Source organism: Microvirga calopogonii, from assembly GCF_003347665.1.
GTDB classification, from domain to species: Bacteria; Pseudomonadota; Alphaproteobacteria; order Rhizobiales; family Beijerinckiaceae; genus Microvirga; species Microvirga calopogonii.
Genome location: NZ_QDGA01000009.1, coordinates 123,705 through 140,100 on the forward strand (window position 1 = coordinate 123,705; position 16,396 = coordinate 140,100).

General features: G+C 60.2%; 10 protein-coding genes and 1 pseudogene. 5 read left to right on the plus strand and 6 right to left on the minus strand.

The genetic code is table 11. The features are described 5' to 3' along the window. The first annotated feature begins 282 nt into the window (after positions 1-282). Entirely contained in the window at positions 283-1,770 is a 1,488-nt protein-coding gene (locus DDF70_RS10760) for an NAD-dependent succinate-semialdehyde dehydrogenase (RefSeq protein ID WP_114944861.1), read from the plus strand. A 201-nt stretch (positions 1,771-1,971) separates the two neighbouring features. Here the strand turns inward: DDF70_RS10760 and DDF70_RS10765 are convergent, their stop codons facing one another. The 6 genes and pseudogenes from DDF70_RS10765 to DDF70_RS10790 all read right to left on the minus strand — a co-directional run bounded on the left by DDF70_RS10765 (position 1,972) and on the right by DDF70_RS10790 (position 11,212). After that, a complete protein-coding gene (locus tag DDF70_RS10765; RefSeq protein ID WP_114944862.1) occupies positions 1,972-2,967 on the minus strand; it encodes a thioesterase domain-containing protein in 996 nt (331 codons plus the stop codon). Beyond that, positions 2,964-4,907, minus strand: a complete 1,944-nt coding sequence (locus DDF70_RS10770) for an amino acid adenylation domain-containing protein (protein WP_114944863.1) — start codon at positions 4,905-4,907, stop codon at positions 2,964-2,966. The genes DDF70_RS10765 and DDF70_RS10770 overlap by 4 nt, the downstream gene beginning before the upstream one ends. 35 nt (positions 4,908-4,942) lie before the next feature. Further along, entirely contained in the window at positions 4,943-5,746 is an 804-nt protein-coding gene (locus DDF70_RS10775) for an acyl-CoA dehydrogenase family protein (RefSeq protein WP_245435445.1), read from the minus strand. Beyond that, positions 5,747-6,094: pseudogene (locus DDF70_RS37960) on the minus strand (acyl-CoA dehydrogenase family protein); the annotation flags it as partial. Between the two features lie 614 nt (positions 6,095-6,708). Then, complete coding sequence (locus tag DDF70_RS10780) at positions 6,709-8,811, minus strand: acyltransferase family protein (RefSeq protein ID WP_114944865.1); 2,103 nt, start codon at positions 8,809-8,811, stop codon at positions 6,709-6,711. Between the two features lie 829 nt (positions 8,812-9,640). Next, the gene (locus tag DDF70_RS10790; protein ID WP_114944866.1) at positions 9,641-11,212 is read right to left on the minus strand and encodes a winged helix-turn-helix domain-containing tetratricopeptide repeat protein; all 1,572 of its coding nucleotides are present in this window, start codon (positions 11,210-11,212) and stop codon (positions 9,641-9,643) included. Between the two features lie 1,110 nt (positions 11,213-12,322). Here DDF70_RS10790 and DDF70_RS10795 point away from each other — a divergent pair. From DDF70_RS10795 to DDF70_RS10810, 4 genes are all read left to right on the plus strand, one after another. Further along, positions 12,323-13,495: a patatin-like phospholipase family protein gene (locus DDF70_RS10795; RefSeq protein ID WP_114944867.1), complete on the plus strand. Its 1,173-nt coding sequence runs from the start codon at positions 12,323-12,325 to the stop codon at positions 13,493-13,495. A gap of 135 nt (positions 13,496-13,630) precedes the next feature. Beyond that, positions 13,631-14,416 carry an acetoacetate decarboxylase gene (locus DDF70_RS10800; RefSeq protein ID WP_114944868.1) on the plus strand — a complete coding sequence of 262 codons (786 nt, stop codon included), beginning with the start codon at positions 13,631-13,633 and terminating at the stop codon, positions 14,414-14,416. 350 nt (positions 14,417-14,766) lie between these two features. After that, positions 14,767-15,177 (plus strand): response regulator, encoded by a 411-nt coding sequence (locus DDF70_RS10805; RefSeq protein WP_114944869.1) that lies wholly within the window; start codon positions 14,767-14,769, stop codon positions 15,175-15,177. 473 nt (positions 15,178-15,650) lie between these two features. Continuing rightward, a partial coding sequence (locus DDF70_RS10810; RefSeq protein WP_114944870.1) for a 3-hydroxybutyrate dehydrogenase occupies positions 15,651-16,396 on the plus strand: 746 nt, incomplete at its 3' end.

The following is a 16,396-nucleotide window of genomic DNA, read 5'->3' on the forward strand; positions in this document are numbered from 1 at the left end:
ATCCAGCCATTGTCGAGGCCGTAGCGTCGGTGACGTCCGGCGGTGGTCAGAAAGGTACAGCGACTCGTGTCTTGTGCAATGCGAGAACGGGTCATCCTTAAGTCGCAGCTATCCCTCTGTTTCTGCCTTATTTTCAGGCATAGCACCGCGATCGACGGGGAAGCTCGGCCGCGCGGCCGGTAACCCTGCTCCGCATCTCCTGCGGTTCACAGAGCCGGGGACAGCACCTATATCTCGTTCAGCTTCCCGCCCTTCCCATTGTCGAGATTGGAGTCCCTTGAAATGACCGTTCATGCGAAGCCTGTGGATCGCCGTGTTGTTGACCTGAAGGACCCGTCGCTTCTGGTGGGGCAAGCCTATGTGGCGGGCGAGTGGATCGACGCGCCCGACGGTAAGACCATTCCCGTCACAGACCCGTTCGACGGCGCCCTCATCCTTGAAGTGCCGGATCTCGGCCCCGACGCCGCCCGACGTGCCATCGACAAGGCCCATGAGGTCCAGAAGGACTGGGCCAAGCGCACCGCCAAGGAGCGCAGCCAGATCCTGCGCCGCTGGTACGACCTGATCATTGAGAATGCCGACGATTTGGCGCTGATCCTCACCACCGAGCAGGGCAAGCCGTTAGCCGAGGCCAAGGGCGAGGTGATCTCCAACGCCGCCTATATCGAGTGGTTCGCCGAAGAGGCCAAGCGCATCGACGGCGACGTCATACCCGGGGCCTCGCCCTCCCAGCGTATCGTGGTGCTCAAGCAGCCGGTGGGCGTCTGCGCGGCGATCACCCCCTGGAACTTCCCCAACGGCATGATCACTCGCAAGGTCGGCCCGGCGCTGGCTGCCGGCTGCACCATGGTGCTCAAGCCCGCCGCCCAGACCCCGCTTTCCGCCCTGGCGCTGGCCGTGCTGGCCGAGCGGGCCGGGGTGCCGAAGGGCGCTTTCTCGGTGGTCACCGGCGAGGCCCGGCCGATCGGCGAGGAGTTCTGCCACAACCCGAAGGTCGCCAAGATCACGTTCACTGGCTCCACGGGCGTGGGCCGCTGGCTGATGAAGGAGGCGGCGGACGGCATCAAGCGGCTGTCGCTGGAGCTCGGCGGCAATGCGCCGTTCATCGTGTTCGATGATGCCGATCTCGATGCGGCCGTGGACGGCGCGATGGCGTCCAAGTTCCGCAATGCCGGCCAGACCTGCGTGTGCGCCAATCGGATCTACGTGCAGGAGGGCGTGGCGGAAGCCTTCGCCGAGAAGCTCGCCGCCAAGGCCGGAAGCCTCAAGCTCGGCCGGGGCACGGAAGCGGGCGTGACCATGGGCCCGCTGATCGACGACCGTGCCGTGGCCAAGATGGAGGAGCATGTCCAGGACGTGCTCGCCAAGGGCGGCAAGCTGCTGGTGGGCGGCAAGCGCTCGGATCTGGGCAGCACTTTCTTCGAGCCGACGGTGATGACCGGGGTGACGCAGGCGATGAAGGTGACGAAGGAGGAGACGTTTGCACCGCTGGCGCCGATCATCACCTTCAAGGACGAGGCGGACGTGATCGCGATGGCCAACGACTCGGAGTTCGGGCTGGCGTCGTACTTCTATGCCAAGGACATGGCTCGCGTGTGGCGCGTGGCGGAGGCTCTGGAGAGCGGCATGGTGGGGGTGAACACGCCCGCGCTCGCCAACGAGATGGCGCCGTTCGGCGGCGTGAAGCAGTCGGGTCTCGGCCGTGAGGGCTCCAAGTACGGCATCGAGGGCTTCCTCGAAATCAAGTACATCAACCTCGCAGGTCTATAAGGATCGATGACGCGGTAAAAACGGATGAGCCGATCGCTGGTTTCGTGCCGCCGCGAGCAGGCAGGCGATCGGCCTTTCCACTATTGTGAGCGTGGTTTCTAGAGCATCGAACGCAAAAGTGGGAACCGGTTTTGCGTGGAAAGATGCAGGAGAACAAAAGCTTAGAGCATCGGACGCGAGTTCGAACTTGCGTCCGGTGCTCTAGGCGTAGGAAGGTGCGCTCTGCTTCATCAAGACGTCTTGGATCAGACTGGTGAACATGGCCGAGAAGGCGGGCGCATTCTGTTCCAGGAGCATATTGTCGGTATCGCATCCCTCAGGGCCGACATACTCCTCGCAGTGAGAGACATGCGCGGACCACAAGCGCGCGAATTGCTGTGAATCCGCCCAATCGGCACTCGGAAGGAACAGGGATGTCCGGCCGGAATACGACAACGGCTTGTACTGGGCGACCGCCGTCATGGTGGCCTGCTCGACAAGAGCGCGACGAGTGAGAAACGGATCCTCTTCCGTATTGGTGGCAGGGGCCCGTGACGTCCTCAACTTGCGCGCCACGGCGGAGATCGCCTTATAGGCCGTCGTGCGGAACCCGTCGATGTCGGCGCTTGCGCTTTTCAGGTTCTTTACGACGCGCTCCTTGATGCGGTTATAGGGGCGGAAATAGGCAGGATGGGGACTGCCGAACATGGCCAGAAGGGCAACGGGCACATCGATTCCCTCGAGTTGCCTGGCGAGCTCGAAGGCGATGGTTCCTCCGGCGCAAAATCCGGCGATGATGACGGGCTGCGTTGTCGTCTGACGGATTTGCCTTGCGAAATATGCCGCGATCTCCTCGACCTTCGTGAGAGGCTTTTCTTCCCCGTCGAGCCCGGGCGGCTGTAGGCCGAAGAAGGGTTGCTGATTGCCGAGATGGCGGGCCAGCGCGCGGTAGCAGAAGACATCGCCGTTATGGCCAGGAACGGCAAAGATCGGAGTGCCGTCTCGATTTTTCTGAAGCGGAACAAGGCTCTTCTGCTCTTGAGAGCGCTCCTGCACCGCCTTGAGGGACGCCAGAAGTTCAGCCTTATGCTCTGCGAGAAGCGTCCTGAGTTCTGGAGTGAGGGCACCAGGGAGCGCCTCGCAGCGAAGCCGGTCGCCATCGGCCCAGATCTTGATATCCTTCTCTCTCAGTTCCGCGAGAATCGACCCAACGCTCATATCTCGATCTCCTCCCGCACGCTCTCCTTCGACCGGGGACTGGGACGTGCCGCCAACAGCAGGCCCTCGACGAGTTCGCTTTGGCCGCCGATTGTCGGATTCTCAAAAATGTCACGGAGGTTCAGGTTCGCCTTGAGTTCACTCCTGATCCTGGTCAGCGCTCTTGTGACGAGCAGTGAGTAGGCTCCCAAGGAAAAGATGTCGTCGTCGATCCCGATATCCTCCCTGCGGAGCAGCTCACCCCAGATGCGACTGAGCACGATCGCCGAATTCGGAAGATTTGGCGTCGGATCGTGCGACGGCGCGCCTGGCGCGGAAGCAAGCGCGACGAGCGCATCCCGGTCCACCTTGCCGTTATTTGTCAGTGGAAACCGTTCAACGAAAGCGAAGCGTTGCGGCATCATGTGCTCAGGGAGCCGTGCCGCGATGAATTCACGAAGAGTGAGTTCGGTCGGAGCTCTATCTCCGGCAATGAGATACGCCGTGAGGAAGGGAAGCCCTCCTGGAGGCGCATCAGCGAGAACCAAGCAGGACTGGATCTCCGGATGCTCCAGCATCGTCTGCTCGATCTCGCCCAACTCAACCCGGTACCCTCTAATCTTGACCTGGTGATCGATACGCCCAAGGTACACCAGCGTATCGTCGTCATTCATCTTCACAAGGTCACCTGTCTTGTAGAGCCTTGCTCGCATTCGCGGGGTGAAAGGATCAGGGAGGAACCGCTCGGCAGTGAGTGCGGGCCTGTTCAGGTATCCCTCGGCAACGCCATCCCCACCGATATACAGCTCGCCCACCTCACCATTCGGGAGCGGGTTCAATTCGCTGTCGAGGATATAGAGCTGGGTATTGGAGATCGGTCGTCCTATCGAAACCGAACCTTGGTGTGGGTCTGACGTCGTCATCTCGTGGACGCAGCATCCCACGACCGTCTCCGTCGGACCGTACTCATTGAAGATCCGGGTTTGGGGTGCGAAGACGCGCCATTTTTCCAGGATCTCTGCCCGAAGGTTTTCCCCACCGATCACCAAGCCTGCGGTCGACGCTGCAATTTCCGTCTCGCTGAGCTCCTGCGTGACCATTTCGAGATGCGCAGGAGTGATCTTCACCAAAGCATAACGCTTACCTTGGCGCATCGCCTTGATGAGTTCCTGACCGCCCTCGCTTTCGGGAAGGAGTTCGACAGCGCCGCCGACCAGCAAGGCGGGATATAGGCTGGTGACCGTCAGATCGAACGCGATGGAGGAATGAACCGGGACGATGCAGCCGCTTTGAACATCGTAAGCGCCAATTGCCCACGTCAGATAATTGACCAGGCCGGAATGCGTGATCATCGCACCCTTCGGCTTTCCGGTCGATCCGGAGGTATACATGACATAAGCAAGCGCGGAAGGAGAGGTCCGCGCGGCCGCGCCTGGATCTTGGAGGTCGGCTGTATCGAATGCATCGCCATCGAGTAGCACCGTCGGTATCTTGCCGTCGAAGAGCTCTGCCTGCGCTGGAGCCGTCAGAATGCAGGACACTGCAGAATCTTCGACGATGAAACGCAGACGCTCCCGTGGGTATGTCGGGTCGAGAGGAACATAGGTAGCCCCAGCCTTCCAGACGCCGAGCAGAGCCGCAACGAGATCGGGGCACCGCGACAGGCAGACGCCAATGAGATTTGTCGGTTGAACCCCCAGGGACCGCAGGTGCTGCGCTATACGGTTGGCACGAGCGTTCAGCTCTTCATAGGTCATTACCTGATCGAGGTAGCGAACGGCTACCGCACTTCCGTTGCGGCGTACCTGTTTTTCAAACAGCTCATGAACGCATTCGCTCGGGTAAGGCGATGCCTCGCCCCGGATTCCGTTCCCATCTGATACTTGTGTGCGTCCTGAATGCAGACCCGCCGACGAAAAGAGATCCTGGTTTGCGGAGTTCGGCCTTTGATCATCCATCATGGTGTTGACCCCCCAATCGCGAAAGTGCCTAACTGTTAAAGAGTGGACGCAATGATCTCGTGCATGATCTCATTTGTTCCTCCATAGATGCGCTGCACGCGACTATCGGTCCAAATGCGGGCGATGGCATATTCGAGCATGTAGCCATAACCACCGTGCAGCTGCAGGCATGTATCCACGACCTTCCACTCTGTGTCGGTGAACCAGAGCTTTGCTATCGCGGCAGTCATGTCATCGATCCTGCCTGTGATGCAGCGTTGAATGCAGTCGTTCAGGAACACACGGCCGATGTGCATGGCGGACTTGCATTCGGCGAGCTTGAAGCGTGTATTCTGGAAATCGAGGATCGATTGTCCGAAAGCGGCGCGTTCCTTGACGTAGTCAGTCGTTAGAGCCAACGCCCGCTCAGCAGTTGCGAGAGCCTTTGCAGAGATGGCGAGGCGTTCGTAGGGCAGCTGCTCCGTCATCTGCATCAGGCCATGTCCCTCGCAGGGGCCCAGCAGATTGGCCTTGGGTACACGCACGTTCTCGAAGAATATCTCGCAGGTATCCTGACCCTGCATGCCGATCTTTTCGAGTGGAGAACCCACCCTGTAACCAGGCAGGTCTGCGGTTTCGACGATGATCATGGATATGCCCCTGAATGGGGCGACCTCCGTGTTGGTCTTGGCAGCCAAGCAGATCAGGTTGGCGAGGGAGCCATTGCTGATGAATGTCTTGGAGCCGTTGATCACATAGTGATCTCCATCCGGACGGGCGGTCGTCCGCATCGAGGGTAGATCCGACCCGGTCCCGGGCTCCGTCATGGCGATTGCTGCAATGAGGTTGCCGCGAGCCATCTCCGGCAACCACCGACGCTTTTGATCCTCGCTGCCATAGAAGAGGATGTATCGCGCGACGATTCCCTGAATCGAGCAACCGAAGTGAACTCCGGCGCTGGCCAGCTCTTCGCAAACGATGATTTCGTTTGCGAAATTGCCGCCGCCGCCGCCGTATTCCAGAGGCACGTCCGTAAGGAGAAGTCCGGCCGATCCGGCTTTATTCCAATCTTCGGACCCTGGTCCTTTTCGCTTCCGCCATTTGTCCTGAACTGGAGCGAATTCCGTCTCTACAAACCGACGGACGCTGTTCCGGAATATGCGAGTCTCGTCCGTTTCCCACAGCGGCTCGCAATTAGATGACTCCATAGGAACAACCTTGCGCGAGAGATGGATGCATTTTGTCTTAATTGACGCCTGGGTGCTATTACTCACAATTTCGTGAGTTAATATTCCATCGGGTTGTTGCCTTCTGAAACGCTCTTAGGATTTACTACTTATTAGAGGCGCAATAACGTATATGCGCACGTGCATCGATTTGACTAATGCTATTGAGAGCCGGTCTAACGGCTCATACCCCTATTGATATTACTCGGAGAGCGGGGGAAGCTCGGCAATTTGGGCGAGGCGCGAACTCCCTGTAGGCGGCCTCGAGCAGCTTTCCAGGGTTAAACATTGCGTAGCGGATGTGCCGCCCGAGACCGGTGGCCGCGTGCTACCAGCCGGCTATAGCCATTTGGGCTAACGTGTCTCGAGCCAAGTGCTGCAACGCTCGACCGATGTACAGAGCGCTCCAGTGCGTGGCTGCGGTGCTCACCACGTGATGCCCTTCAAGTCCTGAATTTCATTGCCGAGCAGAAGAGCCGGCCTTCCAGCCAAGGCGCGACTACGATGGCTCGTCACGTCGGCGGCACGGCTGATGAAGCGGCTCTAGTCGAGAGATTCCAATTCAGAAATCATACTTGCATCCGGGGTCAATCGCATCAGCGTTCCGCGGCCCTGCTATGGATCCCAAGGCGTGCGTTCATGGCTTCAGTAAAAGACGGCAGCAAAAGCGTATTGCCCATCCCGCTGATATGGTCGCCATCGAGAAACAGCGGCTGACCATCGCGCCAGGCGCGGCACTCATCTTCAGGACAGAGAACGGGGTATGGATCCCAGACGCTGACACCGGGCACCTGCTCGGAGATGCGTGAGAACGACTGGAGCACCGGCTGACGTAACGCGTCGAGGAGGGTTCGCGACATCGTAAATCCTGGAGTGCAGATGGGGTTGCCGCGATTGAACCAGTCGGCACAGCGGAATGGTGGCGCCTTGAATACGGGTTTCGGTCCTTCAAGAACGACGTGAACCCCACGTTGCGCAATTTCGCGCAGCGTTGCCACGGCAAATGCAACACTGCGCCGACGTCCGGCATCGGCACGTGGACCGAACATCTCGCTTTCTGCCTGCTCCTGGCCGAAATAGATCCATTGGTCCGAGAAGCGCGGCAGCCGCAGGGATGGTAGAAAGAGCACGTCGCCAGGCTTCAGGCGAGCGCGCAGGTCACCGAGCGCCGCGTCGGTGTAGTGCCGACACCGTGCGTCATCGAGGTCGCGCCACGGCTGGAGGCTGAGGAATGGGCAGCCGCCGTTCGTGTAGGCATAGATGCGGATCGCCTTGCGAATGGCGTACTGCTTCAGCAGACCCTCATAGGCCATGGCATGGGAGTCGCCGATAACATAGATGCTGGAACTGCTCAGCTGGCGTGGTTGAGCACAGCCCTTGGGGCTGTAAATCAGCAGTCGCCCGCCCGGGACGGTGTGGCGTTCAGGTTCGGCATTACAGTCCGGGTCTGCCGCGTTGGCAGGAGCAACGTTCGGGTACCAGATTTCCGGATTCCGGCTGACGGTGCTGAATGAAATGCGGTGCTGGTTATCAGCTATGACTTTCGCCCCCAAGGACGCGATGGCGACGACCAAGAGGCTGCCGGCGATCGCCGCGCCCTGCGGGATGCGACTGAAGCTCCCGCTGTGACGAACGGGGGTTTCCACAAAGCGCCAAGATGCAAGGGCAAGAGCAAATGCGAGCGCAACGGCGACCACGCGCGTCAGAGGGGTTTCAAGCCCCCAGGTCCAGCGGAATATGACGAACACTGGCCAATGCCAGAGGTAGAGAGAATAGGAGATCTTGCCGACGAAAACCAAGGCGCGGTTGCCAAGCAGTCTGTGCAAGGGCCTCACCTCAGGATGGTCGTGAAGACTCCAGATGAGCCCAAGCGTACCCATGACGGCAGGCAACACGCCCGGGACAGGGAAACGAGCATATCCCGGCAATGCAAAGGCGACGAGGATCGACAGCAGCGAGACTTTACCGACGAGACTCCGCACAAAGTGGGCATGCCTGAACGGCATCGTCGGCTCCGGACTCTGGCCGATCAGCTGGTAGAGCAGGACACCGGCCGCCAATTCCCAGAGGCGGCTTGGCGTGAGAAAATATGCCTGAAGAGGATTGGCCTGGCTCTGCCACCAGCCCCAGCATAGGGATGCCAGCAAGGTGCCGGCGAAGAGGGCCGTCGAAAGCACCCGTCCGCGGCCGCCCCTTGTCCACGCTAGGAACAGGAAGGGGAAAAGCAGATAAAACTGTTCTTCTACCGCCAGCGACCAAGTGTGAGTGTAAGGGTTGAAATCGGCCGTCGGGGCAAAGTAATCGCGGCCGCTCTTGGCCAGGACGAAATTGCTGAGGCCGAAGAAGGCATAGAGACCAGTCTTCTGGTTCTCCGCACTAAGCCAGGAGGGCGGGACCAGCAATGCCGTCAGAACAGCCGTGACCAGCAGGCATACGATGAGCGCAGGTGCGATGCGCCTCAGGCGACGGGCATAGAAAAAGGCAAGAAACTGCCAGATGCCTTGCCCCTTGAAGCTGGCGACGGAGGCGCTGACAATAAAGCCGGAGATGACAAAAAACACATCCACTCCGACGAACCCGCTGGGCAGCCATGGGCCGTGGAGATGGTAAATGAGCACCGACAGCACAGCGAAGGCCCGCAAGCCGTCGATATAAGGGTAGTACTGGGTGCGTGGGGCCAAGTGTGGAGAGGAGAGCATACTTGGTCTCGATAGCTAGGGCGCAGCTGGGTCGATCTTGTAATATCTTTGCCGTCGCACATTGCCTATAGCCAAAGTTGCCGCTCTACCAGCCGAAGACCGCCTCCCGGATCACGTTGAGCCTGTGCAGGTCCGGCGACGGTGTGGAGACGCTGCCAAGTTTAAAGCCGAGCCAGCGGCAAAGGCCGGAATATAGCGGGGACAGCCCGATTTGGATCTGTTGTCAGTTGCTTAGGCAAAGATGATGGTGGAGGGAGCGTCCGCCTAGCTGCTGTCCGCTTCCGTTCGATGCGGCCCTAAAAGGCTAACAAATACAGTGGGCTGGCGGACGGGGCTGTTCGGATCTGTCCATTTCGTCCTATGCAATTCGGTATTATTTGTGGGCTGGATTGTGGGGTGTGAATTGAAGCGAGCAGGGCAGCACCCAGACGAGGCGCTTTCTGCGTTAGGCGTTCGGCAGCTGAGTAAGCCGGGACGATGCGCCGATGGCAACGGCCTTTATCTTGTCGTTGAGCTTTCCGGGGCCAAGCACTGGATCTCCGCACGGTTGTTCGCGGCAAACCGATGGACCTCGCGCCATTCACGGATCGCGCCAGCCCTAGTGATGGTCGCGTCAGAGGCCAGCAAGGGCATCGCGAGCCGCTTGCTCGCCTATTCGATCCGAGCCGCAACGTTGATCACATCGTCCAACATCGTGAACTCCAATCGCCCCGATGCTCCCAACACACCGCAGAACGCTATTCCCGTATGGAGGCCGATGCAGCATGTCGAGGGCGCCGGCGACCGCCGCGATCCGGCCCGAGATCAACGAGAAAACAACCTGGACAGTTTACTGCGGCAGCCCGGCTCGGCGGAGCGTCTCAATGTAGGTCTGCAACACAGGCTCGCTGACATACGGCATCCGCTCAGGGATCTTGGCGACAGTTGCGTCCGGCTCGATCTTCAAGATCTCGCTCACAATCAGTCGCGCTCTGTCAATCTTGCCGATTTCCACCAATGCGACCGCGAGGCTGCGGAGTGCGAGGGCAAAGCGGCGGTTTTGGACCACCGCCTGTTCAGCCCACCAAACTGCCTCTGAGTATTTGCCTTCGACGATATACGTGAACGCCGTTCCGGCCAGCGCGACCCATGGCGTGGGAGGAGTGGGATTGAGGCGCCTGGACTTCTCGATCAACTCCCGCCCCGCCGCAGGATTTCCATTCGCAGCCTCGACCCAGCCAGCCAGCGCCATTGCGATCTCGGAGTTCTGATTGATGCTCAGCGAGCGCCGAAAAAGCTCCTGGGAACGTGGCCCGTCCTTGGCTAGGACCCAGATCGCGAATGCTGCCATCCACAGCACGTTGGGGTCGTTGGGAGCAAGGGCGATGGCGTCCAAAGCCAGCCGCACGCCCCTGGAGCTCGGCTCGTCCGAGAGCCCCGCCCAACCCTGGAAAAGGGACAAGCCGCGATAGCACGCCGAAGCCGCCTTGGCCTGAGCGTAGCTGGGATCACACTCCAGGGCCTTGTCAAAGCAATGCAAAGCCTCAAGCGTGGCTTCAGCGGTGTATTCGTTGATCAATGAGAGCCCACGAAGATAGAGGTCATAGGCATCCAGGCTCTGCGGGGGGCGGCGCCGGGCACGGTCAGCCTCGGTGAACAGCAGCTTCGGTTCGATAATCGCAACCACACTTTCTGTGATCCGGTCCTGAAGCTCAAAGACGTCTTGGAAGCCCCCATCGAAGCGGTCAGCCCAGAGATGAACCCCAGATCTCGCGTCGATAAGCTGGGCCGTAATGCGCAATCGTGTGGCGCTGCGGCGGACGCTGCCCTCCAGCACATAGCTCACGCCGAGATCATCTCCGATCTGGCGAATGTCGACCGATCGCCCCCTGAAAGTGAACGAGGAATTTCGGGCCAAGACAGTCAATCCACTGCATTGCGCCAACCCGGTAATGATCTCCTCGGCCATCCCGTCTGCAAAATAGTCGTCTTCCTGATCACCGCTCATGTTGTCGAACGGCAGCACGGCGATCGAGGGGCCTTTGGCTGCGGAATCCGAGAAAGTAGCCTGTAGGGACACCGGCTCGAGCTCGGTCTTTGGTTTCCGCTCCTGCTCCTCCCGGACATCCCCGACAAAGCGGACGCCTTTGCGCGGCAGCGTCCGGATCAGGCGCTGCTCCGTGCCGGTATCGCCGATCGCCGCTCGTGCGGCATTGATCCGGCTACTCAGCGTCGATTCGGATACGAGGCGCCCGCGCCACACGGCTTCGAGCAGGTCATCCCTGCTGGCCACGCGGTCTCGTGTGCGGATCAGGAACTCTAGGAGATCGAATACTTGGGGCTCAAGTTCAATGTGGTCGCCAGTCCGACGGAGCTCGCGACGGTCTGGGTCAAGCACGAAGTCATCAAACAGGTAGCGCATGGTGAGGCTCCTACTGGGAGCACACTAACGGAGAATACCACGACCGCGGCTGGGGCAAAAACCAATCCCTTTGAGTCGAAAAATCCGAGGTTGTCTAAGCATGCCCTAGCTCCGGAAGTGTCAATAACCCCTTCGCCTCGCGTGAGCTCGAGCCCGGAGCCGGACGAACTGACCGTCGGCGCGTCATCGGAGCGAGAAGCGACAGGAAATACCCGTCCGATACAGGCCTTCGTTTTCGGACTTTCATCCTAGACTGTCGCTCTCCTGTTATCCGCCACATTGACCGGAACCTCGCTGGTAGGCTAGCGCCCGTACACGATCAAGGTGATTTCAGAACACCTTACGGATTCTCTCGCCCGAAGAGAGCCGAAATCGAGCCGATCTCAAATGAAAATCAAGTCGGTCTCAACGGAAAATGGATGCTGTCTCAAAGCGGAGCGTGGATTGCTCTGGCAGGTTCCATACGACCGCTGGCGAGATGCCAAGCCTGTCGATCGCAGGCATTGCCGGCAACCCACACCTGTATGGAGACCAGAATGCTGCCTGAACCTAGCCTATTGATGCCAGCCCCCGTCCTGCCGATGGGCGGTTGCAGCGGGGCCACACCAAACGAAGGGCTCAAGATCCGGCCGGGCCCGACAGCGCTTGGCATCCTGGGGAGCTTCTCTCCTGCTTACAACTTGTTTCGGAACAGACCTGAACCCGATCTGTTCTGCGCCGTCCGAGAAGATCATCCGGTTCCGGCCTTCATCAAAGCACCAAACTGGACGTATGCCGGCAGGACCGACGCTGTTGCTCAGGGTGCACTCGAGCCCGAAACAGCGAGCGCAGCCGTGCGGACTACCGGCGCCTATCTATTTTTGGCTCTCGACCATCGAGGGCGCGGACTTCCTGATCCGACATATGTGGCGAGATCAGAATTCCGCCGAAACCTTGCCTGTTGATGCCGATCAGTCCTGCCGATGGCCAGTTTCAGCGAGGCTACACCCAACGAAGCACGAGATCCGGCTGGCCGGCAGATCACTCGCGTTGTCGATCGGTTTTGGACCACGACGCGGGTCCGCATGACGGCGGCTGCCGCCGGGCCATCGAGGCGAAGGAACACATGCCATGAACATTCAAATCCACACGCAGCTTTCAGTCGCGGAACGACGGCTCCCTTTTGAATGCGTCGCGCTGGTGCTGCAAGGCGGGGGTGCGCTGGGGGCCTATCAGGCCGGAGTCTACGAAGCTCTCGCGGAAGCCGGAATCCATCCCGACTGGGTTGCCGGCGTCTCAATCGGCGCCGTCAACTCCGCAATCATCGCCGGGAACGCACCGGAGGACCGGGTGGCGAAGCTGCGCGCGTTTTGGCAGGAGATCACTACCAACCCGCTGCTCGACTGCTCTCCGGCCTTCCATGTCATCAGTCGCAAAGGGGACTTGGCACGTGCTCTCTTCAACCAGATGAGCGCGACCTGCGCACTCGTCAGTGGGGCCGCGAGCTTTTTCACGCCCCGGATGCTGGCTCCCTGGTTGCACCCGGACGGTGCTCTCGAGGCGACAAGCTTCTACGAGACCAGGCATTTGAAAAGCACGTTGGAGCGAGTTGTCGACTTCGACCGGATCAATACGGGCGAGGTGCGCTTCAGCGTCGGTGCCGTGAACGTGCGCACCGGCAACTTCGTCTATTTCGACAACACCACGCACACAATCCGGCCCGAGCACGTGATGGCGAGCGGTGCGCTGCCGCCCGGCTTCCCGGCGGTCGAAATCGACGGTGAGTCCTATTGGGACGGCGGGCTCATCTCGAACACGCCGCTGGATTGGGTGGTCGATTCAGGCCCGCGGCAGGACACGCTTGCGTTCCAGGTCGATCTGTGGAGTGCCCACGGGGAACTGCCGCGCAATCTGGCCGAGGTCGCGACGCGGCACAAGGAAATCCAGTATTCCAGCCGGACGCGCGCCAGCACGGACCAGTTCAAGCGCGTGCAGCGCCTACGCAATGCACTCGGCAGCCTTCTGTCGAATCTGCCGGATAACCTGCGAACCACCGAGGAGGCAAATCTCCTCAGCCCAGAGGCGGACCGCAAGGCGTATAATATCGTACAAATGATTTACCGCTCGAGGCACTACGAAGGCCACTCGAAGGATTACGAGTTTTCGCGGTTGTCCATGGAAGAGCACTGGCGCGCCGGCTATCACGATGCGGTGCGCACGTTGCGGCACTCCGAGGTGCTAGAGCGCCCTGACGGTCAGGAAGGGGTCCGCACATTCGACCTGGTCAAGGACGGGCGGGAATAGCGCCAAAGAGACAGCCGCACCAGGAACATCCTGCGCCCAGGGTCTCAAGCGCAACTAGGCTCTCCGCCAATGCATGCGCTCGCGAACTGATTTTCAGCCCAGCAACCTTAGAGCCAAACATTGGAGATTTCAGTTATGCACGAAGACATTGTCCGGACCAGAGCCTTCGCAATGCCCCTGACCAGCCCGGCCTTTCCGATCGGGCCCTATCGCTTCCACAACCGGGAATATCTGATCGTCGCCTACCGGACCGACCCGAAGAAGCTTCGGGAGTTCGTCCCGGAACCGCTCGAAGTCGACGAGCCGCTGGTAAAGTTCGAGTTCATCCGCATGCCGGACTCGACCGGTTTCGGCGACTACACTGAAAGCGGTCAGGTCATCCCCGTCTCGTTTCGCGGTCGCAAGGGCAGTTACAGCCATTGCATGTTTCTCAACGACCATCCGCCTATAGCAGGCGGGCGTGAATTGTGGGGCTTTCCCAAGAAGCTCGCAAATCCAACGCTGCGTACGGAAGTCGATACCCTGGTCGGCACGCTCGATTACGGTCCGGTTCGCGTCGCGACCGCCACGATGGGCTACAAGCACAGGGCTGCCGGTCTCGAAAACGTCATGGGCTCACTTCGCGAGCCCAACTTTCTGCTCAAGATCATTCCGCATGTCGATGGTTCACCGCGAATCTGCGAGCTCGTCGAGTACTACCTGGAGGACATCGATCTGAAAGAGGCTTGGACTGGTCCCGCATCCTTGAATCTCTGGTCGCATGCCTTGGCGCCGGTCGCGGAGCTGCCGGTGCTCGAAGTGGTCTCGGCCACCCACATCGTGGCCGACCTGACGCTCGGGCTCGGCAAGGTAGCGCATGACTATCTGGCGCCATTCGATCCGTCTCGCTGGAAAGAGAGACGCTACGATTTTCTGGGATGAGGTTTCACCCGGTGTGCATGTGGCGAGCTGGGTCACTCGTTTCTCAGTCTAATATGAAAGGAGAAAGACTATGATAGAGAATCTCGCATCTCTCCACGCCTACATCGCTACTGTTGCATTTGCGGACGCTTTGCCAGTGCCGTCGGTGCATCGGCCGGCAGTTGACGCTACGCCCGCGCTTGCATCCTGCGCTGCTGTGGACTGGGGCAAGCCGATTGCCAGTGCGGCCGTTAGGGCCGGTGGCTGGCACGCAAGCCGCGATGCTCAAAACGCATCTCGAAAGTGAGACAACAAGCGGATGGGTGTGCACTGACGGGCGCAAAAGCCGTCAGCTTATTTTGGAGAGCACCATGAGCACGGTCAAACCACACCGGATTCTCATTGCCGACAACACCCCGATCACGCGCGAGACGGTCGCACAGCGGCTGCGCGCTCAGGGGCATGAAGTCATTACAGTGGACACGGGCGAGAAAGTGCTCCTGGCCTTGCGCGATTGGAGCCGCCCCATCGGCTGGTTGTACACACGTGCCGCGCTGTCCGGCCTCGTCGACGGCTGGATTCTCGCCGATGAGTATCACGATATGCACAAGGATCGGGCTGTGATCCTGGCTGGCTCGGAGCAGCGGGTATCGGCACGCGGCGACCTTGTCCTGAAGCAGCCGACGCCGGTTGAGGTATGTCATGCCATTCATCAGGCTCTCGTGGCCGAGGAAGCAACGGCCTTTGTAGCAGCGCAGATCGGGATACCCCAAGCCGCCTGAAGCCGTATCGACCTGACGCTCGGTGATGCAGTGAGACAAGGTTGGCCGTGGACGAGCGCACTTTGGAGGCTCTCGGCTCGCGCCGTCATTTCAGAAGCCGCTTCGCTATTGATGGCTCACGATTGGGATGGCGTCTGCGTGTTGTCCTACGAAGGTGCCCGCGCGTTTAGGGGGGCCTGCCATGACAGGCAATGCATTGTCTTTCTTCCTGGGAGTTGTCGCCCCGCTCGCATTGGTCGGGTGGGCGCTATTTTTCCACTAGGGGTGCCCTGAGAAGGCCTGGTACATGCCAAAGACGGGTGTGATCCTGCCATCAGGAGCCACGATACATGCGGCTCAGACGCACACGAACAATGGTCGCGTGCGAGTTCGTACTCGGTACCACACTCGACGGATCGAGGATCGTGAGGAGATCCCAGATCGAGACGAGTGCTTGGATTGAGTGATTGGACCTAGCAACTAAGGAGGCTTCGATGATACTTCGCTCCAAAACTGCTGTCGTGACAGGCTCGACCAGCGGCATCGGCCTCGCCATCGCCCGCGCTCTCGCCAAGGAGGGCGCCAATGTGGTCATCAACGGCTTCGGCGATGCGGACGCCATCGAGAAGGAGCGTGCCGCCATCGAGAGCGAGTTCGGCGTCAAGGCGATCCATTCGCCGGCCGACATGTCGAAGCCGCACGAGATCGAGGAGATGATCCGCCTGGCCGAGCGCACCTTCGGGGGCGTCGACATCCTCGTCAACAACGCGGGCATCCAGTTCGTCTCGCCGGTGGAGAACTTCCCGGTCGAGAAATGGGACCAGATCATCGCCATCAACCTGTCGTCCGCGTTCCACGCGATCCGCGCCGCGGTGCCGGGCATGAAGGCGCGCCAATGGGGCCGCATCATCAACACGGCCTCGGCCCATTCGCTCGTGGCCTCGCCGTTCAAGTCGGCCTATGTGGCGGCCAAGCACGGCATCGCCGGCCTCACCAAGACGGTGGCGCTCGAGGTGGCGACCGACGGGATCACGGTCAACTGCATCAGCCCCGGCTATGTCTGGACGCCGCTGGTCGAAAAGCAGATCCCCGACACCATGAAGGCGCGCGGGCTGACCAAGGAGCAGGTGATCAACGACGTGCTGCTGGAGGCGCAGCCCACCAAGCAGTTCGTGACCGTCGATCAGGTCGCGGCGCTGGCCGTGTTCCTGTGCTCGGACGCGGCGAGCCAGATCTCGGG

Bases quoted from the DNA above. Each gene is read 5' to 3' on its own strand.
- DDF70_RS10760 (WP_114944861.1), top strand. From the start codon at position 283: ATGACCGTTCATGCGAAGCCTGTGGATCGCCGTGTTGTTGACCTGAAG.
- DDF70_RS10765 (WP_114944862.1), bottom strand. From the start codon at position 2,967: ATGAGCGTTGGGTCGATTCTCGCGGAACTGAGAGAGAAGGATATCAAG.
- DDF70_RS10770 (WP_114944863.1), bottom strand. From the start codon at position 4,907: ATGATGGATGATCAAAGGCCGAACTCCGCAAACCAGGATCTCTTTTCG.
- DDF70_RS10775 (WP_245435445.1), bottom strand. From the start codon at position 5,746: ATGGCTCGCGGCAACCTCATTGCAGCAATCGCCATGACGGAGCCCGGG.
- DDF70_RS10780 (WP_114944865.1), bottom strand. From the start codon at position 8,811: ATGCTCTCCTCTCCACACTTGGCCCCACGCACCCAGTACTACCCTTAT.
- DDF70_RS10790 (WP_114944866.1), bottom strand. From the start codon at position 11,212: ATGCGCTACCTGTTTGATGACTTCGTGCTTGACCCAGACCGTCGCGAG.
- DDF70_RS10795 (WP_114944867.1), top strand. From the start codon at position 12,323: ATGAACATTCAAATCCACACGCAGCTTTCAGTCGCGGAACGACGGCTC.
- DDF70_RS10800 (WP_114944868.1), top strand. From the start codon at position 13,631: ATGCACGAAGACATTGTCCGGACCAGAGCCTTCGCAATGCCCCTGACC.
- DDF70_RS10805 (WP_114944869.1), top strand. From the start codon at position 14,767: ATGAGCACGGTCAAACCACACCGGATTCTCATTGCCGACAACACCCCG.